Annotated in this window: 26 protein-coding genes; 22 read left to right on the top strand and 4 right to left on the bottom strand. The window is 69.7% G+C overall.

Annotation, left to right across the window (positions count from 1 at the left end):
• The first annotated feature begins 33 nt into the window (after positions 1-33).
• The 3 genes from OG432_RS28540 (at position 34) to OG432_RS28550 (ending at position 4635) form a co-directional block, all read left to right on the top strand.
• A complete protein-coding gene (locus tag OG432_RS28540) occupies positions 34-780 on the top strand; it encodes an HAD family hydrolase (protein ID WP_443058476.1) in 747 nt (248 codons plus the stop codon).
• A gap of 590 nt (positions 781-1370) precedes the next feature.
• Positions 1371-2972 (top strand): ABC transporter substrate-binding protein, encoded by a 1602-nt coding sequence (locus OG432_RS28545; RefSeq protein ID WP_328313830.1) that lies wholly within the window; start codon positions 1371-1373, stop codon positions 2970-2972.
• Positions 2973-3045: 73 nt separating this feature from the next.
• Positions 3046-4635: an ABC transporter substrate-binding protein gene (locus OG432_RS28550; RefSeq protein WP_328313831.1), complete on the top strand. Its 1590-nt coding sequence runs from the start codon at positions 3046-3048 to the stop codon at positions 4633-4635.
• Between the two features lie 254 nt (positions 4636-4889).
• Here OG432_RS28550 and OG432_RS28555 read toward each other — a convergent pair whose 3' ends face one another.
• Positions 4890-5561: a response regulator gene (locus tag OG432_RS28555; RefSeq protein ID WP_267054106.1), complete on the bottom strand. Its 672-nt coding sequence runs from the start codon at positions 5559-5561 to the stop codon at positions 4890-4892.
• Between the two features lie 137 nt (positions 5562-5698).
• Positions 5699-6556: a RecB family exonuclease gene (locus tag OG432_RS28560; protein ID WP_328313832.1), complete on the bottom strand. Its 858-nt coding sequence runs from the start codon at positions 6554-6556 to the stop codon at positions 5699-5701.
• 176 nt (positions 6557-6732) lie between these two features.
• Here OG432_RS28560 and OG432_RS28565 point away from each other — a divergent pair, with 176 nt between their 5' ends.
• The 3 genes from OG432_RS28565 (at position 6733) to OG432_RS28575 (ending at position 9701) form a co-directional block, all read left to right on the top strand.
• Positions 6733-7989 carry a site-2 protease family protein gene (locus tag OG432_RS28565; RefSeq protein WP_328313833.1) on the top strand — a complete coding sequence of 419 codons (1257 nt, stop codon included), beginning with the start codon at positions 6733-6735 and terminating at the stop codon, positions 7987-7989.
• Between the two features lie 58 nt (positions 7990-8047).
• Positions 8048-8935: a tRNA (adenine-N1)-methyltransferase gene (locus OG432_RS28570; RefSeq protein ID WP_328313834.1), complete on the top strand. Its 888-nt coding sequence runs from the start codon at positions 8048-8050 to the stop codon at positions 8933-8935.
• 187 nt (positions 8936-9122) lie between these two features.
• The gene (locus OG432_RS28575; RefSeq protein ID WP_328313835.1) at positions 9123-9701 is read left to right on the top strand and encodes a hypothetical protein; all 579 of its coding nucleotides are present in this window, start codon (positions 9123-9125) and stop codon (positions 9699-9701) included.
• A gap of 51 nt (positions 9702-9752) precedes the next feature.
• Here OG432_RS28575 and OG432_RS28580 read toward each other — a convergent pair whose 3' ends face one another.
• Entirely contained in the window at positions 9753-10031 is a 279-nt protein-coding gene (locus OG432_RS28580) for a ferredoxin (protein WP_267054110.1), read from the bottom strand.
• Between the two features lie 240 nt (positions 10032-10271).
• On the opposite strand from OG432_RS28580, the gene arc reads away from it, so the two are divergent.
• The 6 genes from arc (at position 10272) to prcA (ending at position 16043) form a co-directional block, all read left to right on the top strand.
• Positions 10272-12038, top strand: a complete 1767-nt coding sequence (gene arc, locus OG432_RS28585) for a proteasome ATPase (RefSeq protein ID WP_328313836.1) — start codon at positions 10272-10274, stop codon at positions 12036-12038.
• Between the two features lie 234 nt (positions 12039-12272).
• A complete protein-coding gene (dop, locus tag OG432_RS28590) occupies positions 12273-13784 on the top strand; it encodes a depupylase/deamidase Dop (RefSeq protein ID WP_328313837.1) in 1512 nt (503 codons plus the stop codon).
• A gap of 120 nt (positions 13785-13904) precedes the next feature.
• Positions 13905-14123, top strand: a complete 219-nt coding sequence (locus OG432_RS28595) for a ubiquitin-like protein Pup (protein WP_046928888.1) — start codon at positions 13905-13907, stop codon at positions 14121-14123.
• Between the two features lie 21 nt (positions 14124-14144).
• Positions 14145-14432: an endonuclease domain-containing protein gene (locus OG432_RS28600; protein ID WP_443058615.1), complete on the top strand. Its 288-nt coding sequence runs from the start codon at positions 14145-14147 to the stop codon at positions 14430-14432.
• Positions 14384-15229, top strand: coding sequence for a proteasome subunit beta (gene prcB / locus OG432_RS28605; protein WP_328313838.1), 846 nt, complete (start codon positions 14384-14386; stop codon positions 15227-15229). The genes OG432_RS28600 and prcB overlap by 49 nt, the downstream gene beginning before the upstream one ends.
• Before the next feature lie 55 nt (positions 15230-15284).
• Positions 15285-16043 (top strand): proteasome subunit alpha, encoded by a 759-nt coding sequence (gene prcA / locus OG432_RS28610; RefSeq protein ID WP_328313839.1) that lies wholly within the window; start codon positions 15285-15287, stop codon positions 16041-16043.
• A 53-nt stretch (positions 16044-16096) separates the two neighbouring features.
• On the opposite strand, the gene OG432_RS28615 is transcribed toward prcA, so the two are convergent.
• The gene (locus OG432_RS28615) at positions 16097-17140 is read right to left on the bottom strand and encodes a LacI family DNA-binding transcriptional regulator (RefSeq protein ID WP_443058616.1); all 1044 of its coding nucleotides are present in this window, start codon (positions 17138-17140) and stop codon (positions 16097-16099) included.
• 169 nt (positions 17141-17309) lie between these two features.
• Here OG432_RS28615 and OG432_RS28620 point away from each other — a divergent pair, with 169 nt between their 5' ends.
• From OG432_RS28620 to tatC, 10 genes are all read left to right on the top strand, one after another.
• A complete protein-coding gene (locus OG432_RS28620) occupies positions 17310-18569 on the top strand; it encodes an MFS transporter (RefSeq protein WP_328313840.1) in 1260 nt (419 codons plus the stop codon).
• 9 nt (positions 18570-18578) lie between these two features.
• Positions 18579-19940: a Pup--protein ligase gene (pafA, locus tag OG432_RS28625; protein ID WP_328313841.1), complete on the top strand. Its 1362-nt coding sequence runs from the start codon at positions 18579-18581 to the stop codon at positions 19938-19940.
• A 138-nt stretch (positions 19941-20078) separates the two neighbouring features.
• The gene (locus tag OG432_RS28630; RefSeq protein WP_328313842.1) at positions 20079-21095 is read left to right on the top strand and encodes an FKBP-type peptidyl-prolyl cis-trans isomerase; all 1017 of its coding nucleotides are present in this window, start codon (positions 20079-20081) and stop codon (positions 21093-21095) included.
• 40 nt (positions 21096-21135) lie between these two features.
• Positions 21136-21507: an FKBP-type peptidyl-prolyl cis-trans isomerase gene (locus OG432_RS28635; protein ID WP_328313843.1), complete on the top strand. Its 372-nt coding sequence runs from the start codon at positions 21136-21138 to the stop codon at positions 21505-21507.
• A gap of 147 nt (positions 21508-21654) precedes the next feature.
• Positions 21655-22605, top strand: a complete 951-nt coding sequence (locus tag OG432_RS28640) for a helix-turn-helix transcriptional regulator (RefSeq protein WP_328313844.1) — start codon at positions 21655-21657, stop codon at positions 22603-22605.
• A gap of 16 nt (positions 22606-22621) precedes the next feature.
• Positions 22622-23596 (top strand): helix-turn-helix transcriptional regulator, encoded by a 975-nt coding sequence (locus OG432_RS28645; RefSeq protein WP_328313845.1) that lies wholly within the window; start codon positions 22622-22624, stop codon positions 23594-23596.
• Between the two features lie 32 nt (positions 23597-23628).
• A complete protein-coding gene (locus OG432_RS28650) occupies positions 23629-23865 on the top strand; it encodes a hypothetical protein (RefSeq protein WP_328315280.1) in 237 nt (78 codons plus the stop codon).
• 19 nt (positions 23866-23884) lie between these two features.
• Positions 23885-24082: a hypothetical protein gene (locus tag OG432_RS28655; protein WP_328313846.1), complete on the top strand. Its 198-nt coding sequence runs from the start codon at positions 23885-23887 to the stop codon at positions 24080-24082.
• Positions 24083-24294: 212 nt separating this feature from the next.
• Positions 24295-24579, top strand: a complete 285-nt coding sequence (gene tatA / locus OG432_RS28660; protein ID WP_328313847.1) for a Sec-independent protein translocase subunit TatA — start codon at positions 24295-24297, stop codon at positions 24577-24579.
• Positions 24580-24652: 73 nt separating this feature from the next.
• Entirely contained in the window at positions 24653-25609 is a 957-nt protein-coding gene (tatC, locus tag OG432_RS28665; RefSeq protein ID WP_328313848.1) for a twin-arginine translocase subunit TatC, read from the top strand.
• The last annotated feature ends 23 nt before the right edge of the window (positions 25610-25632 follow it).

Raw genomic sequence — 25632 nt, forward strand, 5'->3', positions numbered from 1 at the left:
GCCGGCCTTTGCGTCCCTTCAGGAGGTGTGCCGATGACCAGTACGGTCCCCACGACGACGAGCACGACCACGACCACGACGCCCAGGGCCACGCCGCTGGCGCAGACACGCATGGCCGAAGGCTCCGCCCTCCAGGCCGTGCTCCTCGACATGGACGGCACGCTCGTCGACACCGAGGGGTTCTGGTGGGACGCCGAGCGCGAGGCGTTCGCGACCCTCGGGCACGTCCTGGACGAGTCGTGGCGGGACGTGGTGGTCGGCGGGCCCATGACGCGCAGCGCGGCCTTCCTCATCGAGGCCACCGGCGCCGACATCACCGTGCCCGAACTGACCGTGCTGCTCAACGACCACTTCGAGGCGCGGATCTCCCGGGGCGTCCCGCTGATGCCGGGCGCCGCGGGGCTGCTCGCCGAGCTCGCCGCGCACCGCGTCCCCACCGCCCTGGTCTCCGCGTCGCACCGCCGCATCATCGACAAGATCGTGCACTCGCTGGGCCCCGAGCACTTCGCGCTGACCGTCGCGGGCGACGAGGTGGCCCGCACCAAGCCGTACCCCGACCCCTACCTGATCGCCGCCCGCGGTCTCGGCGCGGACCCGGCCGGATGCGCCGTGGTGGAGGACACCGCGACCGGCGTCGCCGCGGCCGAGGCGGCGGGCTGCCGGGTCGTCGCGGTGCCGTCCGTGGCCCCCATCGAGGCCACCGCCGGCCGGGTCGTGGTCGGCTCGCTCGAAGAGGTCGACCTGGCGTTCCTGCGTACCCTGATCACGCGGGTGAACTAGCCGGCCCCCCGCGCCCGGGTCCCCGCTCCGCCGGGCCCTCCCTCCGCCGGGCCCTCCCTCCGCCGGGCCTCCCCCCGGCCGGCCCTCCGTATGCCGGCCCCTCCCTCCGCCGGTCCTCCCCGCCCGCGGCCTCGGCGGAAACGCCGCGCAGCCGCGCGTGCGTGGACCGTCACCTTCCGCGGCGCGGATCCTCCGCAGTCAAACGGCGCCACTGGTGACGTTCATCACCCGACGCGGGGTCGACAGCGGCCCGATCCCGGCCCTGGGACGTCCCCCGGCGTGCCTTTGTGTCCCGTTTGGTGAACCCGTGTACGAAACATTCCGGCGTTCCGTATCGGGGGCCCGGCAGACCAGTGGACCGATCGATTCCCCGCGCCCGGAAGCCAGTTCCAGCTTTGCGCGCGGCGCGCACTAATCTCGTCGCGAGAACTTCGCCGCACCCTTATCTGTCCCGCCGCACACCCCGCGGACGGGAGCGCAGGTCCGATCGCACAAACCCGGCCCGATCGCCCCGCCCCGAACGGGCGGACGCGGCGAGTGTCCCGTACACAGCTCCAGCCCAAAGTGCCGGACAAGGGAGATCGTCCAGGATGAACCGCAAGACTTTGGTGCTGCCGGCCGTAGTGGGCCTGCTCGCTCCCGTACTCGCCGCCTGCGGCGGATCGGAGAGCGGGGGAGACGGCGGCAAGACCATCGTCGTGGGAACCACGGACCAGTTCGTGGCCACCAAGGACGCCCCCGCCCCCTTCGATCCGGCGCACGCGTACGAGACCGGCATCTGGAACGTGATGATGCAGACGACCCAGTCGCTGGTCCACGTTCCGCGCGGCGGCGGCCTGCCCGTCCCCGACGCGGCCTCCTCGTGCGGCTTCACCGACAAGGAGAACGAGAGCTACCGCTGCACCCTGCGCAGCGGCCTGGAGTTCTCCGACGGCACCAAGGTGACCGCCGACGACGTGAAGTACTCCATCCAGCGCGTCATCGACATCAAGGACGACAACGGCCCCGCCGGTCTCCTCGACAACATCGACACGATGGACACCAAGGGCGGCACCGAGATCGTCTTCCACCTGAAGACGCCCGACGCGACCTTCCCGTACAAGCTCGCGACGCCCGCCGCCGGCATCGTGCCGAAGGACAAGTACGAGCCGAAGAAGCTGCGCGGCGGCTTCGAGGTGGACGGCTCCGGGCCGTACACGATGAAGGCCGACGTCAAGGGCGACCAGGCGGTGAAGTTCACCTTCACCAAGAACCCGAACTACAAGGGCGACGTGAAGTTCGCCAACGACAAGGTCGAGCTGCGCTCCTTCCCGTCCGCGGAAGCGATGGGCACGGCGCTCGGCAAGGGCGACATCGACCTGATGGCGCGCGCCATGTCACCCGGGCAGATCCAGCAGATGCAGGTCAGCCCCAGCAAGGACATCAACCTGGTCGAGATGCCCGGCCTCGAGATCCGCTACCTGGGCTTCAACACCGAGGACCCGGCGGTCAAGAACAAGGCCGTGCGTCAGGCGATGGCCCAGTCCATCGACCGCAGCACCCTGGTGAGCAAGGTGTACGGGCAGTCCGCCGAGCCGCTGTACTCGCTGATCCCCACCTCGATCGCCGGGCACACCAACTCGTTCTTCAACAAGTACGGCGAGGCGAGCAAGGCCAAGGCGGCGCAGATCCTCAAGGCCGCCAACATACAGACGCCCGTCAAGCTGACCTTGAACTACACCAAGGACCACTACGGTTCGATCACCGCGGACGAGTTCAAGAACCTGTCGCAGCAGCTGAACGCGACCGGTCTGTTCAGCACCACCGTGCAGGGCACCGAGTGGTCGAAGTTCCGCCCGGCCCAGAAGAAGGGTGATTACGCGGTCTACGGCCTCGGCTGGTTCCCCGACTTCCCGGACCCGGACAACTTCATCGCGCCGTTCTTCGGCTCGGACAACTTCCTGCACACCCCGTACGTCAGCAACGACATCCGCAACACGCTGATCCCCGAGTCGCGGGTGGCGGCCGACCGCAACCAGGCGTCGAAGTCGTTCGAGCAGATCCAGGACATCGTCGCCAACGACGTCCCGGTCATCCCGTTGTGGCAGGGCAAGCAGTACGTCGCGGCCCGCACCGACATCACCGGCACCGAATGGGCCATCAACTCCTCCTCCAACCTTCAGCTCTGGGAGCTGGGCCGAGGCAAGGCCTGACGCACGACCCGGCCGCGCCCCCCACGCGCGCGGCCGGCCACCCCCCGCAAGCAGCTCTGTGAGGCACCCGCACGTGAAGATACGCAACCGATGGCTGACGGCCCCTCTCGCGGCGGGAGTGGCCGCCGGCGCCCTCACCGGGTGCGGCACGCAGCAGGGCGGTGCCTCCGCCAGTGACGGCGGTTCGGTGGTCATGGGAATGTCCGACGACATCCTGGCCACCGACCCGGCCTCCGGGTACGACCCCGGCTCGTGGCTGCTGTTCAACAACGTGTTCCAGTCGCTGCTCAGCTTCCCCAAGGGCAGCTCGACGCCGCAGCCCGAGGCCGCGCAGGCGTGCAGCTTCGACGCGGGCGGCTCCACGGTCTACCGCTGCACGCTGCGGCCGGGACTCGCCTTCAGCAACGGCGACAAGCTCACGTCCGAGGACGTCAAGTACTCCTTCGAGCGCATCCTGAAGATCAACGACGACAGCGGCCCGGCGCCGATGCTCGCCACCCTCGGCAAGGTCGACACCCCGGACGCGGCGACGGTCGTCTTCCACCTCAAGGTCCCGGACGCGACCTTCCCCAGCAAGATCGCCTCCGGTGCCGGTTCGATCGTCGACCACAAGGAGTACCCGGCCGACAAGCTCCGCACCGACGGCAAGGCGGTGGGCTCCGGCGTCTACAAGCTGGACTCCTTCGGCGAGAAGCAAGCCGTCTTCTCGGTCAACTCCGCCTACAAGGGCACGGTGCGGGCCAAGAACACGGGCCTGACCCTGAAGCTCTTCCACGGCGACCAGAAGGCGCTGGCCGTGGCCCTCGACAAGGGCGACGTCGACCTCGCCTACCGAGGCCTCACCGCCAAGGACACCGCCGCCCTCCAGGCCTCGTCGACGGCCGGAAAGAAGGGCGTCGACGTCATCGAGGGCACCAGCGCCGAGGTCCAGGACCTGGTCTTCAACATGAAGGACCCGGTCGCGGGCAAGCTCGGGGTGCGCAAGGCGATCGCCTATCTCGTCGACCGCGAGGCCCTGGTGCGCGACGTCTACTCGTCCACCGCGAGCCCCCTGTACTCGGTCGTCCCGAGCGGCATCACCGCGCACAGCACCGCGTTCTTCGACGCGTACGGGGGCAGCCCCCAGCCCGCCAAGGCGAAGGCGGCGCTGCACTCGGCGGGCATCACCGGCAAGGTGAAGCTGACGCTCTGGTCGACGCCCAGCCGCTACGGACCCTCCACCGACGAGGAGTTGAGGACCATCGCGGCCCAGCTCAACGCGAGCGGACTGTTCGACGCGGACGTGAAGTCGGTCGAGTTCAAGCAGTACGAGAAGGACATCGAGGCCGGAAAGTACGGCGTGTACGTGAAGGGCTGGGTGCCCGACTACCCGGACCCGGACAACTTCACCCTGCCGTTCTTCGGCAAGGGCAATGTGCTGTCCAACAACTACACGGACAAGCAGATCACCGACGAGATCCTCCCGGAGACCGCGGCCACCGCGGACCGCGGCGCCACGGAGGCCGACTTCGCGCGGCTCCAGGACATCGTCGCCGACGACGTCCCCGTCCTGCCCCTGTGGCAGGGCAAGCAGTACGCGGTGGCCCGCACCGGAATCACGGGCCTGGAGTGGACCCTGGACCCGTCAACGGTCTTCCGCTTCTGGGAAATCAAAAAGGGCTGACGGCCAGTTCCGGTCACCCCGCTCAGGGCCGCGGGGAACCGCGCGAGCAACCCCCGCCGGCCCGCACCCGACGCCGAACGTCAGGGACCGCCCCCTGCTGGGGCCCCGGGGAACCGCGCGATCAGCCACGGCGCACCCGCACCCGACACTCGACCGACGCGGCCCCCCTCAGCCCTCAGCCCCTCCGCCCCTCCGGCGTTCGAGGAGCCGGGGTCCGGGGGCGGAGCCCCGGTGGCCAAGGGAGCCGTCCCGCCCTACTGTGCACCCGGCCGAACCAGCCCACTCTCATACGCATAGACCGCCGCCTGAACCCGGTCCCGCAACCCGAGCTTCGTCAGCACATGCCCCACATGCGTCTTGACCGTCGTCTCGCTGACGAACAGGTCCGCCGCGATCTCCGCGTTGGAAAGGCCACGGGCGACCAGCTTCAGGACCTCGACCTCACGGTCGGTCAGCGTGTGCAGCGTGTCCGGCACCGGGTCCTCCCCGGACGGCAGGTGGTCGGCGTACTTGTCGAGCAGCCGCCGTGTGATCGACGGCGCCAACATCGCCTCGCCGGCCGCGACCACCCGGATCGCCTGCACCAGCTCCGTGGCGGGCGCGTCCTTCAGGAGGAAGCCGCTGGCTCCCGCCTTGAGCGCCTCCACCACGTACTCGTCGAGATCGAAGGTGGTCAGGACGAGCACCTTGGCCGGCCCGTCCTTGCCCGGCCCGCTGATCTGCCGGGTCGCCTCCACCCCGTCCATCCGCGGCATCCGGATGTCCATGAGGACCACATCGGGCTGGAGCGCCCGCACCTGGTCGAGGGCCTGCAGACCGTCACCGGCCTCGCCGACCACCGCGATGTCCTGCTCGGCCTCCAGGATCATGCGGAAGCCGGTGCGCAGCAGCGGCTGGTCGTCGACCAGTAGGACGCGGATCGCCACGGGTACTCCTCATCAGATTGCTGGACCCGGCCCATTCTGCCCTGCTCACCCCGGGCCGGTCCGTCCGGGCACGGCCGCCGCGGCCCCGCCCGGAGCACCCGGAGGAGCGGGCCGCCGACCGCCGGAAACCGGTGGGCTCAGCCTGCCGGATCGGACACCGGGACGATGGACAGCGGGTATACCGGGGGAGTCCCCCCGAATTCCGGGCAGACCGCCTGATGGTCGCACCAGCCGCACAGTTTGGTCGGCCGCGGCCGCCAGTCACCCGTCTCCGTGGCGAGCCGGATCGCCTCCCACAGCGCGAGCAGCTTCCGCTCCACCTGCACCAGGTCCGCCTCGACCGGGTCGTACGTCAGCACGTCACCACTGCCGAGGTAGACCAGCTGAAGCCTGCGCGGCACCACCTGCTTCAGGCGCCACACCACCAGGGCGTAGAACTTCATCTGGAAGAGCGCGCCCTCCGCGTACTGCGGCCGGGGGGCCTTGCCCGTCTTGTAGTCGACGATCCGAACCTCGCCGGTGGGAGCCACGTCCACCCGGTCGATGACCCCGCGCAGCCGCAGCCCCGAATCCAGCTCCGTCTCCACGAAGAACTCCCGCTCCACCGGCTCAAGACGTGTGGGGTCCTCCAGCGAGAACCAGCGCTCCACGAGCCGCTCGGCCTCGCCGAGCCAGCGGGCGAGCCGCTCGCCCTCGGCGTCCTCGGCGAACAGCTCGGTCAGCTCCGGCTTCGCCTCGAGCAGGCGGTCCCACTGCCCGGGGATCATCGACTTGGCGCGCGGCGCGGTGCGCTCGGCCGCGGGATCGTCGAAGAGCCGCTCCAGGACCGCGTGCACCAGCGTGCCGCGGGTGGCGGCCTCGCTGGGCTTCTCCGGCAGCCGGTCGATCACCCGGAACCGGTACAGCAGCGGGCACTGCATGAAGTCGTTCGCCCGCGACGGCGACAGCGATGTGGGCTGCTGGGCGGCCGCGGCCCCACCCGTGCTCGTACTCATGACTCAGACCCTACGACCCGCCACTGACAGCGAGCGGAATACCATCGACGACAGGTGCCCTCACCCTGCATGATCGTGGTATCGCACCATGCGGCGAACACGCGGCGGACGAAAAGGGTCCGGCCCGTGCCCCGGGGCACATTCCAGGGAAGACATCGTACCGACGAAGGGAACCCGTGGAAGACAGCGGCGAAAGCGGCAAGAGCGGACGGCCGCGGTCCGGCGCGCAGGACAAGAAGCCCGGCTCGGGCCCCGGCAACGGCAAGCAGCCGCGTCCCGGCCCCGGCGGCGGTCTTCTGATGGGCCGCCCCTTCGGAGTGCCCGTCTACGTCGCCCCCAGCTGGTTCCTGGTCGCCGCCCTCATCACCTGGGTCTTCGGCGGCCAGCTCGACCGCGTCCTGCCCGAACTCGGCGCGGCCCGCTACCTCGTCTCCCTCTTCTTCGCCGTGGCCTTCTACGCGTCGGTCCTGGTCCACGAACTCGCCCACACCGTGGCCGCGCTGCGCTTCCAGCTGCCGGTGCGCCGCATCCAGCTCCAGTTCTTCGGCGGGGTCTCCGAGATCGAGAAGGAGACCGAGACGCCGGGGCGCGAGTTCGTCCTCGCCTTCGTCGGCCCCCTGCTCTCGCTCGTCCTGTCCGGTCTCTTCTACCTCGGCATGAAAGCCGTCGAACCCGGCACCGTTCCCGGCGTGCTGCTCGCCGGCCTGATGGTCTCCAACCTCATCGTCGCCGGCTTCAACCTCCTGCCCGGACTGCCCCTCGACGGCGGCCGCATGCTCCGTGCCGTCGTCTGGAAGATCACCGGCAAGCCCATGAGCGGCACCGTCGCCGCCGCCTGGGTCGGCCGCGCTCTGGCCGTCACGGTCCTCATCGGCCTGCCGATGCTCACCCAGACCGGCGCCCTCGGCAACTCGCCCGACGAGGTCAGCGGCATGGACACCGTCACCGACGCGCTGCTCGCCGCCATCCTCGCCGCGATCATCTGGACCGGCGCCGGCAACAGCCTGCGCATGGCCCGGCTGCGCGAACACCTGCCGGAGCTGCGCGCCCGCAGCCTGACCCGGCGCGCCGTCCCCGTCGAGTCCACCACCCCGCTCTCCGAGGCGCTGCGCCGCGCCAACGAATCGGGCGCCCGCGCCCTGGTCGTCGTCGACGGGCACGGCGACCCCACCGCCCTGGTCCGCGAGGCAGCCATCGTCGGCGTGCCCGAACACCGCCGCCCCTGGGTCGCCGTCAGCGGCCTCGCCCAGGACCTCACCGACGGCATGCGCGTCCCCGCCGAACTCGCCGGAGAGCCCCTGCTCGACCTGCTCAGGGCCACCCCCGCCACCGAGTACCTCGTCGTCGAGGAGACCGGCGAGATCTACGGAGTGCTCTCCGCCGCCGACGTGGAGAAGGCCTTCGTGGCGGCCATGGCACGGCCCGGCTCGTAACCCCCGCGCCGCCACCGGCGTGGCGTTCGAGACCTGGAACGGCCGGTACTCTGGTCGTATGTCCGAACCGACCGGTGCCGCCCGCCGTCGCGGGCCCTTCAAGGTCGGGGACCAGGTCCAGCTCACCGACCCCAAGGGACGCCACTACACGTTCACGCTCGAAGCCGGGAAGAATTTCCACACCCACAAGGGTTCCTTCCCGCACGACGAGCTGATCGGTGCTCCCGAGGGCAGTGTTGTCCGAACCACGGGAAACGTCGCCTATCTCGCGCTGCGCCCCCTGCTCCCCGACTTCGTCCTGTCCATGCCCCGCGGCGCCGCCGTGGTCTACCCCAAGGACGCGGGGCAGATCCTGGCCTTCGCGGACATCTTCGCCGGGGCCCGCGTCGTCGAGGCCGGCGTCGGATCGGGCTCCCTGAGCGCCTTCCTGCTGCGCGCCGTCGGCGACCACGGCATGCTGCACTCCTACGAGCGCCGCGAGGACTTCGCCGAGATCGCCACGCAGAACGTGGAGCGCTACTTCGGCGGCCCGCACCCGGCCTGGCAGCTCACCGTGGGCGACCTCCAGGACAACCTGTCGGACACCGACGTCGACCGCGTCATCCTGGACATGCTCGCCCCCTGGGAGTGCCTGGACGCCGTCTCCAAGGCACTCGTGCCCGGCGGCATCCTGTGCTGCTACGTGGCCACCACCACCCAGCTCTCGCGCACCGTGGAGTCCATCCGCGAGATCGGCTGCTTCGCCGAGCCGCAGCCCTGGGAATCGATGATCCGCAACTGGCACGTCGAAGGCCTCGCCGTCCGCCCGGACCACCGGATGATCGGCCACACCGGCTTCCTCGTCACCGCACGCCGCCTCGCGGACGGCGTCGAGCCCCCCATGCGCCGCCGCCGCCCCGCCAAGGGCGCCTACGGCGACGACTACGAGGGCCCCAACAAGGACTGACCCGTCCTGAAGCTGGGCCCCGTACAACGAACCGGCGCCGCCGCCGAGTTCCCGGACCGACCCGGGAACTCGGCGGCGGCGCCTTTACGTTGAGCCCGGTGCCCCGGTATTCCACGCCCATGTGACGTGTGGCACGATGCTGGCCACCCCCCGCCACCCGCACCGCCCTTCACAGGAGACTTCCCGCGTGCAGAATGCCGCCGTCCCTGAGCTCGCGCACACCCACGCCCGCCCCGTGCACTGGGTCGCCACCGCCACCGCGATGTCCGCCGTGGTCGCCCTCGCCGGCCTCCTGACACCGGACCCGGCCAAGGCCTCCCAGACCCCCGGCGGACACAGCGCCCCGCTCACCACCGAGGCCGCACCCGACCCGGGCACGGTCGCCTTCCCGCTGGACTGCGGACCCCTGGGCACCGTGGTGGAGAAGAAGGCCTCCGGCGACCTCGACGGCGACGGCGTCCCGGAAACCGTCGCGATCGTGCACTGCAACGCCGGCGGCGGCACCCCGCCCAGCGGCGTCTACGTGCTGACCCGGCCGACGGCGAAGGGCACGACGCCGCGCGTGGTGGCGACGCTGGTGGACCCCGCGGACAAGCAGAGCGTGAGCGACCTCATGGTCCGCGACGGAGCGGTGGCGGCGACGCTGCTCGGCTACTCGTCGGACGACGTACCGCGCTACGAACCGGACGTACGCCAACAGGTCAAATGGCGCTGGCGAGCGGGCAAGTTCGTCCGCTCCACCGGCGCCGAGGCCATCGGCGCCTGAGCGCGGACCCCGCGCGCAACCGGCCCGCCACGGCGTCCGGCGGCCCGGCGGCTACTCCGCGTCGGGCCCGTACACCTCCACGCTGTCCGAAACCCGGCGCACGTGAATGCAGTCGCCGGGGCACTCCTTGGCGGAGTCCACGACGTCCTGGAGCAGCGGCAGCGGCACGGGTGTTGTCGCCTTCGGCGTCTGCAGCAACTCGTCGTCCGAGCTCTTCACATACGCAAGCCCGTCGATGTCCAGCTCGAAGACCTCGGGGGCGTACTGGACACAGATGCCGTCGCCGGTGCACAGGTCCTGGTCGATCCAGACTTCGAGAGCCTCGTTCATGTGCCTGCCGTTCCTGCGCGAATGAATCAATCGATGCCAGCCCTGACGGGTGTTGACTCCATCGACGATAACAACCGCCCGCTTTCCGATGTTGCTGGGTGGGTATTCACCTGACGTGAGGGAGAGCGCAAGGGTGAAGATCAGACACACCTCAGAGTCTTTGTGATCTAGGGGTTTCAATCACCACCAGCCCAGGTAGGGTCAGGAAGCGTCCAGCTCCCCTTGGAGGAGGTGAGGACCGTGGCAGCCCACGACGACGACAACAACCGCGGCATCCGGCCCGTGCGGGGGTCTGAGGACCCAGCCGGCCAGGTTGCCTATCTAGAGCAGGAAATCGCCGTCCTGCGACGTAAGCTCGCCGACTCGCCGCGTCATACGAGGATTCTCGAAGAGCGGATCGTCGAGTTGCAGACCAGCCTGGCGGGCGTGTCCGCGCAGAACGAGCGGCTCGCCAACACCCTCCGGGAGGCCCGCGACCAGATCGTGGCCCTCAAGGAGGAGGTCGACCGGCTCGCGCAGCCGCCGGCCGGCTTCGGAGTCTTCCTGCAGTCCAACGAGGACGGCACCGTCGACATCTTCACCGGGGGCCGCAAGCTCCGGGTGAACGTCAGCCCCAGCGTCGAACCGGACGAACTGAGGCGCGGCCAGGAAGTCATGCTCAACGAAGCGCTCAACGTGGTCGAGGCCATGGAGTTCGAGCGCGCCGGGGACATCGTCACCCTCAAGGAGATCCTGGAGGACGGCGAGCGCGCCCTGGTGATCGGGCACACCGACGAGGAACGGGTGGTGAGGCTCGCCGAGCCGCTCCTGGACATCACCATCCGCCCCGGCGATGCGCTCCTGCTGGAACCCAGGTCCGGCTACGTCTACGAAGTGGTTCCCAAGAGCGAGGTCGAGGAGCTCGTCCTCGAAGAGGTCCCGGACGTCGACTACGACAAGATCGGCGGTCTGGGCAACCAGATCGAGCTGATCCGCGACGCGGTCGAGCTGCCCTACCTCTACCCCGACCTCTTCAAGGAGCACGAACTGCGGCCGCCGAAGGGCATCCTGCTCTACGGCCCGCCGGGATGCGGCAAGACACTGATCGCGAAGGCGGTCGCCAACTCCCTTGCCAAGAAGGTCGCCGAGGTCACCGGCCAGCCCGCGGGGAAGAGCTACTTCCTCAACATCAAGGGCCCCGAGCTCCTCAACAAGTACGTCGGCGAGACCGAGCGGCACATCCGCCTGGTCTTCCAGCGAGCCAGGGAGAAGGCGAGCGAGGGCACCCCCGTCATCGTCTTCTTCGACGAGATGGAATCCCTCTTCCGCACCCGCGGATCCGGTGTCAGCTCGGACGTGGAGAACACCATCGTCCCGCAGCTGCTCGCCGAGATCGACGGCGTGGAGGGCCTGGAGAACGTCATCGTCATCGGCGCCTCCAACCGCGAGGACATGATCGACCCCGCGATCCTGCGGCCCGGCCGGCTCGACGTGAAGATCAAGATCGAGCGTCCGGACGCGGAGGCGGCGAAGGACATCTTCGCCAAGTACCTCAGGTCCTCGCTGCCGCTGCACTCCGACGACCTCGCCGAGCACGGCGGGGACAAGGACGGCACCACCCACGCGATGATCCAGTCCGTGGTGGAGCAGATGTACGCGGAATCCGAGGAGAACCGCTTCCTCGAAGTCACGTACGCCAACGGCGACAAGGAAGTCCTGTACTTCAAGGACTTCAACTCCGGCGCCATGATCCAGAACATCGTGGACCGGGCCAAGAAGATGGCCATCAAGGCCTTCCTCGACCAGAACCAGAAGGGCCTTCGGATCTCCCACCTCCTCCAGGCTTGCGTGGACGAGTTCAAGGAGAACGAGGACCTGCCGAACACCACCAACCCGGACGACTGGGCCAGGATTTCCGGAAAGAAGGGCGAACGGATCGTATTCATCCGCACGCTCGTCACCGGAAAGCAGGGCGCGGACACCGGACGCTCCATCGACACGGTGGCCAACACCGGTCAATACCTGTAAAAGGCAGGCCGGCTGCGGGTGCCCGAGCGGGCATCCGCAGCCGACTGCTTTTCAGGCCACGAACAGCGCACGAGCAATGACGCAATTGATCTCCCCACCAGCGCAAAGGCGTTCTAGGCTCTTCGGTACCGCCTAGTCGCGCAGTGCGGGGACGGGCACCGCACACGCACCGGAGAACCAGCGGTACTTGAGCGCCGCTCCCGCGGGGGAGCGCCGCCGGGCAAGGAGGGCCGCATGACCGTACGGCGAGTAATGGGCATCGAGACGGAGTACGGGATCTCCGTCCCCGGCCACCCCAACGCCAATGCCATGCTCACCTCGTCCCAGATCGTCAACGCCTACGCGGCGGCGATGCACCGGGCGCGCCGCGCCCGCTGGGACTTCGAGGAGGAGAACCCGCTGCGGGACGCCCGTGGCTTCGACCTCGCCCGCGAGGCCGCCGACTCGAGCCAGCTCACCGACGAGGACATCGGCCTCGCCAACGTCATCCTCACCAATGGGGCACGGCTCTACGTCGACCACGCCCACCCCGAGTACAGCTCCCCGGAGGTCACCAACCCCCGGGACGCCGTCCTGTGGGACAAGGCGGGCGAACGCATCATGGCCGAGGCGGCCGAGCGCGCCGCCCAGCTCCCCGGGGCCCAGCCGATCCACCTGTACAAGAACAACACCGACAACAAGGGCGCCTCGTACGGCACGCACGAGAACTACCTGATGAAGCGGGAGACCGCCTTCTCGGACATCGTGCGCCACCTGACCCCGTTCTTCGTCTCGCGCCAGGTCATCACCGGTGCCGGCCGCGTCGGCATCGGCCAGGACGGCCACGAGCACGGCTTCCAGATCAGCCAGCGGGCCGACTACTTCGAGGTCGAGGTCGGTCTGGAGACCACCCTCAAGCGCCCGATCATCAACACGCGCGACGAACCGCACGCCGACGCGGAGAAGTACCGCCGCCTGCACGTGATCATCGGCGACGCCAACCTCTCGGAGATCTCGACCTACCTCAAGCTGGGCACCACCTCCTTGGTCCTGTCCATGATCGAGGAAGGGTTCATCAACGTCGACCTGGCCGTGGACCAGCCGGTCCGCACCCTCCACCAGGTCTCGCACGACCCCACCCTGCACCACCTCGTCACGCTGCGCAGCGGCCGCACGCTCACGGCCGTCCAGCTCCAGATGGAGTACTTCGAGCTGGCGCGCAAGTACGTCGACGAGCGGTTCGGGGCGGACGCCGACGAGCAGACCAAGGACGTCCTGGTCCGCTGGGAGGACGTGCTGAACCGGCTGGAGAACGACCCGATGAGCCTGTCGGGCGAGCTCGACTGGATCGCCAAGCGCGAGCTGATGGAGGGCTACCGGCGCCGCGACGGCCTGGAGTGGGACGCGGCGCGGCTGCACCTGGTGGACCTCCAGTACGCCGACGTACGGCCGGAGAAGGGCCTGTACAACCGTCTGGTGGCCCGCGGCAAGATGAAGCGCCTCCTGGACGACCCCGGGATCCTGCGGGCCCAGACGCAGCCCCCGGAGGACACCAGGGCCTACTTCCGCGGGCGCTGCCTCGACCAGTACGCGGACGACGTCGCGGCGGCCTCCTGGGACTCGGTGATCTTCGATCTTCCGGGCCGGGACTCGCTCCAGCGGGTGCCAACCCTGGAACCCCTTCGCGGAACGCGTAATCACGTGAAGGCGCTGCTCGACCGGTGCCGGACGGCCGAAGATCTGGTGCGGGTGCTCTCGGGCGGCTGAAAGCACACAGGTGTGGGAAACACAGTGGTAGGCCCCACGCGTTCCACGGAGTGCGGGGCCGATGTCGGACCCGGATTGTAGGGTCTGATCAAGGACATCGAACCGAGCGGGGTGAGGTAGATGGCGACCAAGGACAGCGGCGGCGGCCAGCAGAAGGCGACGCGTTCCACCGAGGAGGTCGAGGAGCAGGCGCAGGACGCGCAGGCTTCGGAAGACCTCAAGGAGCGGCAGGAGAAGCTGTCGGACGACGTCGATTCCGTGCTGGATGAAATCGACGACGTACTCGAGGAGAACGCCGAGGACTTCGTGCGGTCGTTCGTTCAAAAGGGTGGGCAGTAGTTCACGGATGTGAACAAGGGGGTGCGTCGTGGGAATCCCGGCCAAAGGTGCGGGCTTCCCACGGCGGCGCGGCCCGGCCCCCGCGCGAGCAAGGACAAGCGCGTAATTGGCCGGTCCTGCCCGGCCGTTCATGTGGATCACTGCCACACGGCGGGTAGGGTCCAGTCGTACTTCAGCTTCAACTGCAATTCGGCCATCGGCCTGTTGGGGAATCTCCCCGGCACCGTCCGTCGCGCTGCCGCCTACTTGGAAGGAAACTCGTGGAAGCCAACACTCGTGGCACCGGGCGTCTACCAGCTGCCTTCCTGACGCCCGGCTCCTCCTCATTCATGGACTTCCTGTCCGACCACTCGCCGGAGATGCTGCCCGGGAAGCGCGTCATGCCGCCGGTGCAGGGCCACATCGAGGCGCCGCACGGCACGACCATCGTGTCGGCCATCTTCCCCGGCGGAGTCGTGCTGGCCGGCGACCGGCGGGCGACGATGGGCAACATGATCGCCCAGCGCGACATCGAGAAGGTCTTCCCGGCCGACGAGTACTCGGCGGTCGGCATCGCGGGCACCGCGGGCCTCGCGGTGGAGATGGTCAAGCTCTTCCAGCTGGAGCTGGAGCACTTCGAGAAGGTCGAGGGCACCACGCTCTCCCTGGAGGGCAAGGCCAACCGGCTCTCCACGATGATCCGCGGCAACCTCGGCATGGCCATGCAGGGCCTGGCCGTGGTCCCGCTCTTCGCGGGGTACGACGTGGACCGCGAGAAGGGCCGCATCTTCTCCTACGACGTCACCGGCGGCCGCTCCGAGGAGCACGGCTTCGCCGCCACCGGTTCCGGCTCGATCTTCGCCCGGGGCTCCATGAAGAAGCTCTACCGCGAGGACCTGACGGAGCAGGAGACGACCACGCTGGTCATCCAGGCGCTCTACGACGCGGCCGACGACGACTCGGCGACGGGCGGCCCGGACATGGCACGCCGGATCTTCCCGATCGTCACCGTCATCACCGAGGACGGCTTCCGCAGGCTCACCGATGCCGAGTCCTCCGAGCTGGCCCGCTCCGTCCTGGCACGGCGGCTGGAGCAGCCCGACGGCCCCCGGGCCTCCCTCCTCTGAGGCCCGCGCAGGCCCCGAGACGACTCAGCCACTGACAGAAAGGGACGGTTAGCCGGTGTCGACCCCGTTCTATGTCTCACCCCAGCAGGCCATGGCCGACCGTGCGGAGTACGCCCGCAAGGGCATTGCCCGCGGTCGCAGCCTGGTTGTCATCCAGTACGCCGACGGCATCGTCTTCGTCGGCGAGAACCCGTCCCGCGCACTGCACAAGTTCAGCGAGATCTACGACCGGATCGGCTTCGCGGCCGCCGGCAAGTACAACGAGTACGAGAACCTCCGCATCGGCGGGGTGCGTTACGCGGATCTGCGGGGATACACCTACGACCGCGACGATGTGACGGCCCGTGGGCTCGCCAACGTCTACGCGCAGACGCTGGGCACCATCTTCTCCAGCGTCGGCGAGAAGCCGTACGAGGTGGAGCTGGTCGTCGCCGAGGTCGGCAGCACGCCGGAAGAGGACCAGATCTACCGGCTGCCGCACGACGGCTCGATCGTGGACGAGCACGGCTCGGTCGCGGTCGGTGGCAACTCCGAGCAGATCAGCACCTTCCTCGACCAGCGCCATCAGGACGGCATGTCGCTCGCCGAGGCACTGATGCTGGCGGTCCAGGCCCTGTCGAGCCAGACGAACGGCACCGACCGGGAGATCCCCGCGGAGCGCCTCGAAGTCGCGGTGCTCGACCGGACACGGCCCCAGCAGCGGAAGTTCAAGCGCATCGTGGGCCGTCAGCTGTCCCGGTTGCTCCAGGCCGATGTGGCCAAGACCGAGCCGACCGACACCCCTTCGGACCTGGAGGAGGCGGAGGACGAGTAGTCCGCCGGCTCCCTTCGGCTCCTCGATTTCCCCACCGCGCCCCGGTCCGCCTCTCAGGCGGGCCGGGGCGCGGCCGTCGAGCCCCGTACGGCGAGGGAGACGGGCAGGTCTCCGGTCTCGGGCTCGCGGCCTTCCAGGACGGCGAGCAGCGCGGCCATCCCGCGGGCGCCGACCTGTTCGGCGGGGAGGGTGAGCGTGGTCAGTTCGGGTTCGAGTGCGGTGGCGAGGGTCAGGCCGTCGAAGCCGGTGACGGAGACGTCGTCGGGGATGCGAAGCCCGAGCCGGCGGGCCGCCTTGCAGGCGCCCGCGGCGAGGAAGTCGTCGTCGCAGACGAGCGCGGTGGGGCGGGAGCCGGGGGAGCGCAGGGCGTCCTCCGCGGCCCGGCGCCCGCCGTCCACGCTGAGTTCGGCCGAGACCGTGCGCAGGCCGGCGTCGGCCGCGTGGGCCAGGGTGTCGGCCAGGGCGCGGGCGCGCACGACGAAGGTCCAGGAGTCCACGTCGGCGGCGATGTGTACGAACCTGCGGTGTCCGAGGGTCAGCAGATGCTCGGTCAGGCGCCGTACGCCGTCGGCGATGTCGAGGTTCACGTGGGCCGCGGGGCCGGGTTCGGCGGGGTCGCTGTCGAGCATGACCAGCGGCAGATCGCTGCCTCGGATGGAGGCGAGCGCGCCGGCCGCCATGGAGGAGGCGATGACTCCGTCGAGTGCGGTGCGCGCGGAGTCGAAGGGATCGCGGGCGGGGCCGACGCCCTCGGGGGAGGGGTAGAGGACCACGCCGAAGCCGTGCTCGGCGGCGACCTTCGCCGCGCCGGCGTATACCTGGGCGAAGAATTCGCTGGTCATGGCGGGCACCACGAGCAGCGCGGTGCGGGTGCGGCCGAGGCGGAGGCTGCGGGCGGCGAGATTGGGGCGGTATCCCAGGTCCTGTGCGGCCTGCCGGACCAGGCCCGCGGTCCGTTCCGAGACCCGGCCGTGCCACTTGTCGCCCAGGACGAGCGAGACCGTGGCCTGGGACACGCCCGCCGCACCCGCCACGTCCCTGCTGGTCGGACGGGTTCCGGCGGGCCGGCCGGCCAGGGCGGCGCGGGCCGCCCGCACTCCGGCGCGGGTGGCCGCCGCCGCGGGTTCCGGCGCTTCGGGGCTGGACGTGTCCGGCCGTGTCACGGGTCCTCCTGGGCGGATGGTCGGCGTGCGCGGGGTGGACCCGCCCATGCGCCACATGGTACGTATGACCTCGGACGTTATACGTAACACTGAGGGAGTGGCCATGGCGGCGGGATACGCGGAGATCCTTCGGACCCGGCATGCCGCACGGCTGCTCGGGGGCACGCTCACCGGCCGGCTGCCCAATGCGACCGCCTCCATCGCGATCGTCTTCTTCGTACGGGCCGAGGGCGGAAGCTACTCCCTCGCGGGCGCCCTGACCGCCGTGTACGGGGTGGCCACCGCCGTCGGTCAGCCCCTCCTCGGGCGCGCCGTCGACCTGTACGGGCAGCCGCGCGTGATGCTCCCCGCCTCCGTGCTCGCGGCCCTCGGCATGGTCCTGCTGGCGGTCGCCGGCATCGAGCCGGTGGGGCTCGCGTACGCGGCCGTCCTCGTGGCCGGGGTGGCGACGCCGCCCCTGGAGGGCGGCCTGCGGGCGCTGTGGCCCAGCGTCCTCAAGCGCGAGGACCAGGTGCACACCGCGTACGCCATGGACGCGATAGCCCAGGAGGTGATGTTCACGGTCGGCCCGCTGCTCATCACCGTCTGCATCGCGCTCTGGTCGCCCGCGACCGCCCTGGTACTGATCAACGCGCTCGGGATCCTGGGCGCGCTCAGTGTGGTCCTGTCCGAGCCGTCCCGGACGTGGCGTTCGGCGCCCCGCGAGGCACACTGGCTGGGTGCGCTGCGCTCGCCGGGGCTGCTCGCTCTGCTCGGCGCGTTCTTCTTCGTGGGGCTCGCGCTCGGCGCCATCATCGTCGCCGCGTCCGCCTACGGCGACGACCACGGCAGCGACACGGTCTACGGCTGGCTGATGGCCGCCAACGGGCTCGGCGCGCTCCTCGGCGGGCTCGCCTACGGGTCCCGGCAGTGGAGCGGCGCCCCCGAGAAACGCCTGCGGGTCCTGGTCGCGCTGCTCGCCCTGGGATACCTCCCGCTCGCCCTGGTCCCGGGCGTGCCGTTGATGGCCGCGCTCACCGTCGTGTCCGGTGTCTTCCTCGCGCCCTCCATCGCCTGCGCGTTCATCGTCGTCGACCGGCACGCCCCGCGCGGCACGGTCACCGAGGCGTTCTCCTGGCTGGTGACGGCGTTCGGCGTCGGCACCGCGATCGGCACCGCGGCCGCCGGTCCCGCGGTCGAACTCGGCGGCACGGGAGCGGCTTTCGCGGTGGCCGGAGGCGGTGGAGCAGCGGCTCTGGTGGTGTTGCTCGCCACCCAGAAGGTCCTGGCGGCTCCCGTGTTTCGGCGCGATGTCGCCGGGGTTGACGAAAATGATCGAAACCGTGCCGTCGAACCCGGTTTCAGCTCAGGCCATCAGGCGTAATGTTCACTCATGGACCGCCGCATTTTCGGGCTGGAGAACGAGTACGGCGTCACGTGCACGTTCAGGGGACAGCGCCGACTGTCTCCTGACGAAGTGGCGCGCTACCTCTTCCGCCGTGTTGTGTCATGGGGCCGCAGTAGCAACGTCTTTCTGCGGAACGGCGCCCGCCTCTACCTCGACGTGGGATCGCATCCGGAATACGCAACACCCGAATGCGACAACGTGACCGAACTGGTCACGCACGACAAAGCCGGTGAGCGCATTCTCGAAGGCCTGCTCGTCGACGCCGAACGCCGCCTGCACGAGGAGGGAATCGCGGGCGACGTCTATCTCTTCAAGAACAACACCGACTCGGCGGGAAACTCCTACGGCTGCCACGAGAACTATCTGGTGGCACGGCACGGGGAGTTCTCGCGGCTCGCGGACATCCTCATCCCGTTCCTCGTGACCCGCCAGCTGATCTGCGGCGCCGGCAAGGTGCTCCAGACCCCGCGCGGCGCGGTCTACTGCGTCAGCCAGCGTGCCGAGCACATCTGGGAGGGCGTCAGCTCCGCCACCACCCGCTCGCGTCCGATCATCAACACCCGGGACGAGCCGCACGCGGACGCCGAGCGCTACCGGCGCCTGCACGTCATCGTCGGCGACTCCAACATGTCGGAGACGACGATGCTGCTCAAGGTCGGCGCCACCGACCTGGTGCTGCGCATGATCGAGGCCGGCACCGTCATGCGCGACCTCACCCTGGAGAACCCGATCCGGGCCATCCGCGAGGTCTCCCACGACATCACCGGCCAGCGCAAGGTGCGCCTGGCCAGTGGCCGCGAGGCCTCCGCCCTCGAAGTGCAGCGCGAGTACTACGAGAAGGCCGTGGACTTCGTGGAGCACCGCGGCATCCGTACCGGCACCGTCGCCCAGGTCCTCGAACTGTGGGGCCGCACCCTGGACGCGATCGAGGCCGAGGACCTCGACCGGATCGGCACCGAGATCGACTGGGTCATGAAGTACAAGCTCATCGAGCGGTACCGGGCCAAGAACAACATGACCATGTCGCACCCGAGGGTCGCGCAGATAGACCTCGCCTACCACGACATCCACCGTCGGCGCGGTCTGTACTACCTCCTGGAGCGCAAGGGCCAGGCGGCTCGCATCTGCGACGACCTGAAGATCTTCGAGGGCAAGTCGGTGCCCCCGCAGACCACTCGGGCCCGGCTGCGCGGCGACTTCATCCGCCGCGCCCAGGAACAGCGCCGTGACTTCACCGTCGACTGGGTGCATCTGAAGCTCAACGACCAGGCGCAACGCACCGTGTTGTGCAAGGACCCGTTCCGGTCGGTGGACGACCGGGTGGAGAAGCTGATCGCCGGTATGTGAGGCCACGTCAGCACCCGTGAACCGGGGGCCCCGCGCGCTGTTGCGCACGGGGCCCCCGGGCATGCCGGACCCTTGTGGTGGCCGATGGGGGCCGTAGAGTGGCCGCTCCGACCGTTCCAGCTACCCCCGAGGACCACTGTGCGACGCCGACTTGCTGCCGCGCTCATCGTGCCGGCCTTGATGCTCACCGCGGCCTGCGGAGGAGGTGACGACGACGCAGCGAAGAAGAAGGACGCGTCCGCTTCCCCTTCCGCGCAGCCGTCGCAGCCGCCTGCCGCTCCCAAGCCGGTGTCCGACGCATCGCCGATGCCCACCGTCGCGGGTGACGCGGACAAGAAGCCCACGATCACCATCCCCAAGGGTGATCCGAGCGGGAAGTTCGTCGTCAAGACGCTGACCGCGGGCACCGGCGCGGAGGTCAAGAAGGACGACCTCGCGGTGACCAAGTACACCGGGAAGATCTGGAAGAGCGGAAAGGACCTCGCCGGTTCGTACGACAAGGACGGCGTGCCCCAGGTCATCCCGGCCGGCTCGCAGACCTACATCCCCGCGTTCAGCGAGGCGGTGCTGGGCCAGAAGATCGGCGCCCGCGTCCTGGTCGTCGCTCCGCCGGCCGCCGCGTTCGGCAGCGCGGGCAAGCAGGAGCTCGGGGTGAGCGGCACCGACACCCTGGTCTTCGTCCTCGACGTCGACAGCGTGATGCCGAAGAAGGTCGACGGCACCCAGGCGTCCATCCCGTCGGACCTGCCGCAGATCAAGGCGGACAAGGAGGAGGCCGCCACGATCTCCGTCCCGAAGAACGACCCGCCCAAGACGCTCGTCGACCAGGTGCTCATCGAAGGCAAGGGCCCCGAGGTCAAGAGCGGCCAGACCGTGTACATGCAGTACAGCGGTGCCACCTGGAAGCCGAACGAGGGCGTCGCGCAGGCGAAGCTGTTCGACACCTCGTGGAAGACGGGTGCCCCGTTCTCGACGACGATCGGACAGGGCCAGGTCATCGAGGGCTGGGACAAGGGCCTCGTCGGCAAGAAGGTCGGCAGCCGTGTGCTGCTGGTCATTCCGCCGGAGCAGGGCTACAAGGACAAGGCCCAGGGCGCGGACATCCCCGCGAACTCGACCCTGGTCTTCGTCGTGGACATCCTCGGAGCAATGTAAGACTGGTCCGGTTGCCCATAGCGATCAGTAGGAGCATTACGTGAGCATCGACAAGCCCGAGGTCGACTTCCCCGGCGGCGAGCCGCCGAAGGACCTGGAGATCAAGGAGATCTGGGAGGGCGACGGCGCCGTCGCCAAGGCCGGAGACTTCGTCAAGGTCCACTACGTGGGCGTGGCCTTCTCCACCGGCGAGGAGTTCGACGCCTCCTGGAACCGCGGCAACCCGCTGGAGTTCAAGCTGGGTGCCGGCCAGGTCATCTCCGGATGGGACCAGGGCATCCAGGGCATGAAGGTCGGCGGCCGCCGCCGGCTGACCATCCCGGCCCACCTGGCCTACGGCGACCGCGGCGCCGGCAGCGCCATCGCCCCGGGCGAGACGCTGATCTTCGTCTGCGACCTGGTCGCCGTCTGAGACGCACCCGGATCGGTCCCGAGCGATCGGACCTGATCGGACCGAGGGTCCATGCCTGCGGGCATGGGCCCTCGGCTTTTGCCCCGGGAGCCCGGAGCGGTACGGTCAACGGTCGTAGCGCACAACGAGAGAGGGCGTAGGGCATCGATGGCGATTGCCAAGGCCGAGCGGCTGATGAACCTGGCGCTGTGTCTGCTCGGGACACGGCGGGCACTCAGCAAGCGGGAGCTGCGCGAGTCCATCGAGGCCTACCTGGAGGCCGGTTCCGACGACTCCTTCAACCGGATGTTCGAGCGGGACAAGGACGACCTGCGTGAACTGGGCCTGGTGATCGAGACCGTCGAGAACCTCGACGGCGAGACCGGCTATCTCGCCCGCCGCGACAGCAACCGTCTGCCGCCGGTCCAGCTCGACGCCGAGGAGGCCGCCGCCCTCGGACTCGCCGCCCGCGTCTGGCAGCAGGCCCGGCTGGCGGGAGCGGCCAGCGGCGCCCTGCAGAAGCTGCGCGCCGCCGGCATGCCGGAGGCCGACAATCCGTACGAGCACAGCACGATCGAGCCGCGCATCCCGGTCCACGAGACGGCCTTCGAGCCGTTGATGCTGGCCTGCCGCGACCGCCGTCCGGTCGTCTTCGACTACCGCAAGGTCACCGCCGTACGCCCCGAGGAGCGCCACGTCGAGCCGTGGGGCCTCGAATGCTGGCGCGGCCACTGGTACCTGGCCGGCTGGGACCGTGACCGGGGGGCCGAGCGGGTGTTCCGGCTCAGCCGCATCTCCGGCCGGGTCCGCTCCCGCGCCGGTGCCTTCACCGCGCCGGTGCCCGACGTCGTGACCGTGCGCGAGACCGTCGAGACCTGGGCGGGGGAGACCGCGACCCGCTCGGCGCGGATCCGGCTGCGTGCCGGGGCCGGCTACCCGCTGCGCTCGCGCGCCACCTCGATGCGGGAACTCGGCGACGGGTGGGAGGAGTTGGAGATTCCGTACGGGCACGGGCTCGACGCCCACCTCGTGGAGTTCGGCCCCGATGTGGTCGTGCTGGAACCCGCCGATCTGCGGGCCGACGTGATGGACCGGCTGCGCGCCGTGGCCAAGGGCTGAGGGGGACCGTACGACCATGGCTGCCAATGCCATCGACCAGACGCGGCGGATGCTGTCGCTGGTGACCTATCTGCGCGAGCGCCCCGGCGCCCATGTCGCGGACGTCGCCCGCGCCTTCGGCATCACCGAGGACGAACTGATCTCCGACCTCGATGTGCTGCCCATGTGCGGCACGAGCTTCCGCGGCGGCGACCTCCTGGACATCGACACCGACGGCGACCGCATCTGGTGGCACAACCCGGACGACGTCGCGGCGCCGCTCCGGCTCGCCGCCGACGAGGCGACCGCGCTGCTCGTGGCCGCCCGCGCCGTCTCCACCCTGCCGGGCCTGCGCGAGGGCGACCGGCAGGCGCTGCTGCGCGCCACCGCGAAGCTGGAGGCCGCGGCCGGCGAGGCCGCCGGAGCCAGCTCCCGGCTCTCGGTCACCTTCGAATCCGAGGGCGGTGTCTTCGCCGAGGTCGACCGGGCCATCTCCGAGCGCCGCCGGCTGTGGGTGAAGTACTACTCGCCCGCGCGCGACGAACTCACCGAGCGCGAGGTCGACCCGATCCGGCTCTTCGCCGTGGGCCACACCTACATGGAGGCGTGGTGCCGCCTCTCCGAGGCCCGGCGCACCTTCCGCCTCGACCGGGTCGCCGAGATCCGGCTCCTCGACGAGGTGTCCGCGCCGCCCGAGCTCGAACTGCGCGACCTGTCCGAAGGCCTCGTCCAGCCGTCAGCCGAGGACCCCGAGGTCGTCGTCGAGGTAGGTCCTGGCGGGCGCTGGGTCGCCGAGTACTACCCGCACGACAGCGCCGAGGAACGTCCCGACGGCGGCCTGCGGATCACGCTGCGCACGCCCGACCCGGCGTCGCTGCGCCGTCTCGCGCTGCGCCTGGGCCAGGACGGCCGGATCGTCTCGCCGGCGGACCTCGCCGAAAGCGCCCGGCGCGCGGCCACCGAGGCGCTGGCCGGCTACGAGGACCGGCCCACGCCCGGCCACCGGAACTGAGGAGAGTGCGGAACGTGTCGGTCTCGCCCGTGATGTCCCGCCCGGTGGTCCCGGTGCTCTTCAAGGCGGCCTGCCCGGACTGCCGTGGCCGCTTCGAGCTCGCCGCCCCCGCGTTCCGGCTGGCGATCGGCGCGAGCCGCCGCACCACCTTCTACTCCTTCACCTGCCCCGAGTGCGGCTCGGCCGTCCGCAAGCCGGCCGGGGAGCGCATCATCGAGCTCCTCACCGGCGGCGGCGTCCGCACCCTCCGGCTCCACTCCACCGTCTAGACCTCCAGGATCGGCATCCATGTTCTGGCCGATGACCGCCATCGCCCTCGGGTTCCTCGGGATCGCCGTCCTCGGTGTCCTCGCCGTCAAGGTGTTCGTCGAGGCACAGCGGCTCGGCCGCCAAGTGGCCGACACCACACAGCGGATCAACCGCGCGGCCGAGGAGCTGGAGCGCGCCGCGGTCGACCTCGCGGGTGCGGGGGAAACGCTGGGATGAACAGTGCGCTCCGATGTCGTCCGTTTCGGGGCGGTACGCTGCACAACGCGGCCCAGCTAGCGAGGCGCGGTCCGCAAACGGGAGTGCGCACGGGGATTGCCCTGCGTTCACCCTTGCGCGTTACGATCGCTGCACGTAAGGAGGCCGGACACCGGTCCGGCGGTCCTCACGCAGCCCCCAACCCTGCAGCCTCGGTGAGAAGGTAAACGCTTATGTTCGGAAGGCTCGGCGCCCCCGAGATCATTCTCATCCTCATCGTCGTCGTCCTGCTGTTCGGCGCGAAGAAGCTCCCGGACATGGCGCGGTCGCTCGGCAAGTCGGCCCGCATCCTCAAGAGCGAGGCCAAGGCGATGAAGTCCGACGGTCAGCAGACCGCCCCGGCGGACCCGCCCGTCCCGGGCGAGCAGCCGCCGGCCCAGCGCACCATCCAGTCGGCGCCCGGCGACGTGAGCAGCGCTCGCCCGGTGGCCGAGCCGACGGACACCACCAAGCGCTGACACCGGGCCCCAGCAGGCGCTGCTCACCATCGGTGTGAACAGAGTGACCTGCCGCACGAGATGAGGACGTGGGTTGCTCAAGTCTGCCCGCAAACAACAGAGGGACCCCGAGGGGCGGATGCCTCTCTCGGACCACCTTCGTGAGCTGCGCAACCGGCTCGCGAAGGCGGTTCTGGCGATCCTGGTCTGCGCGATCGTGGCGGCGTTCTACTACAAGGACATCGCCGAACTGATCACCAAGCCGATCAAGGAGGCCGTGGACTGTACGGTGCCGTTCACCGAGCTCACCAGGAAGGACGGCGCGAAGGTCTGCGGCAACATCACGATGTCCGGCCTCATGGGGCCGTTCACCTTGATGATCAAGGTGTCGCTCGTGACGGGTGTCGTCGCGGCCAGCCCGGTCTGGCTCTACCAGCTGTGGGCGTTCGTCTCGCCCGGACTGCACAAGCACGAGAAGCGGTACTCGCTGAGCTTCGTCGCGGCGGGCTTCCCGCTCTTCCTCGCCGGTGCCTGGTTCTCGTACAACGTGCTGCCCGCGGCCGCCACGGTGCTCCTCGGCTTCACCCCCGAAGGGGTGGCCAACCTCCTGCCGCTCAACGAGCTCATCGACCTCGTCACCCGCATGATCATCGTCTTCGGCCTCTCCTTCGAGCTGCCGCTGTTCCTGGTGATGCTCAACTTCAGCGGCATTCTCACCGGCCGCCGGATGCTGGGCTGGTGGCGCGGAATGATCATGGGTGTCACGGTCTTCGCGGCGTTCGCGACGCCGACCGTCGACCCGGTCTCGATGCTCTCGCTCGCCGCCCCGATCGTCGCCCTGTACTTCGTCGCCGTCGGCGTCTCGATCGTGAACGACAAGCGACGCAAGGAGCGCGCCGCATCCGGGCCCGCCGACGACGAGGCCTCCGACCTCGACCTCACGCCCGATGACGTCGGCGCCATCGAGCCGGTGACCTCGCCCGCCGCGCTGCCCGAGCAGTCCGACGGCGGACGCGGGAGCAAGCTCTCCGGTTACGACGACGTCACCTGACCTTGACGTGGTCGCCGGAGCTT

Source organism: Streptomyces sp. NBC_00442 (assembly GCF_036014195.1).
Classification (GTDB): domain Bacteria; phylum Actinomycetota; class Actinomycetes; order Streptomycetales; family Streptomycetaceae; genus Streptomyces.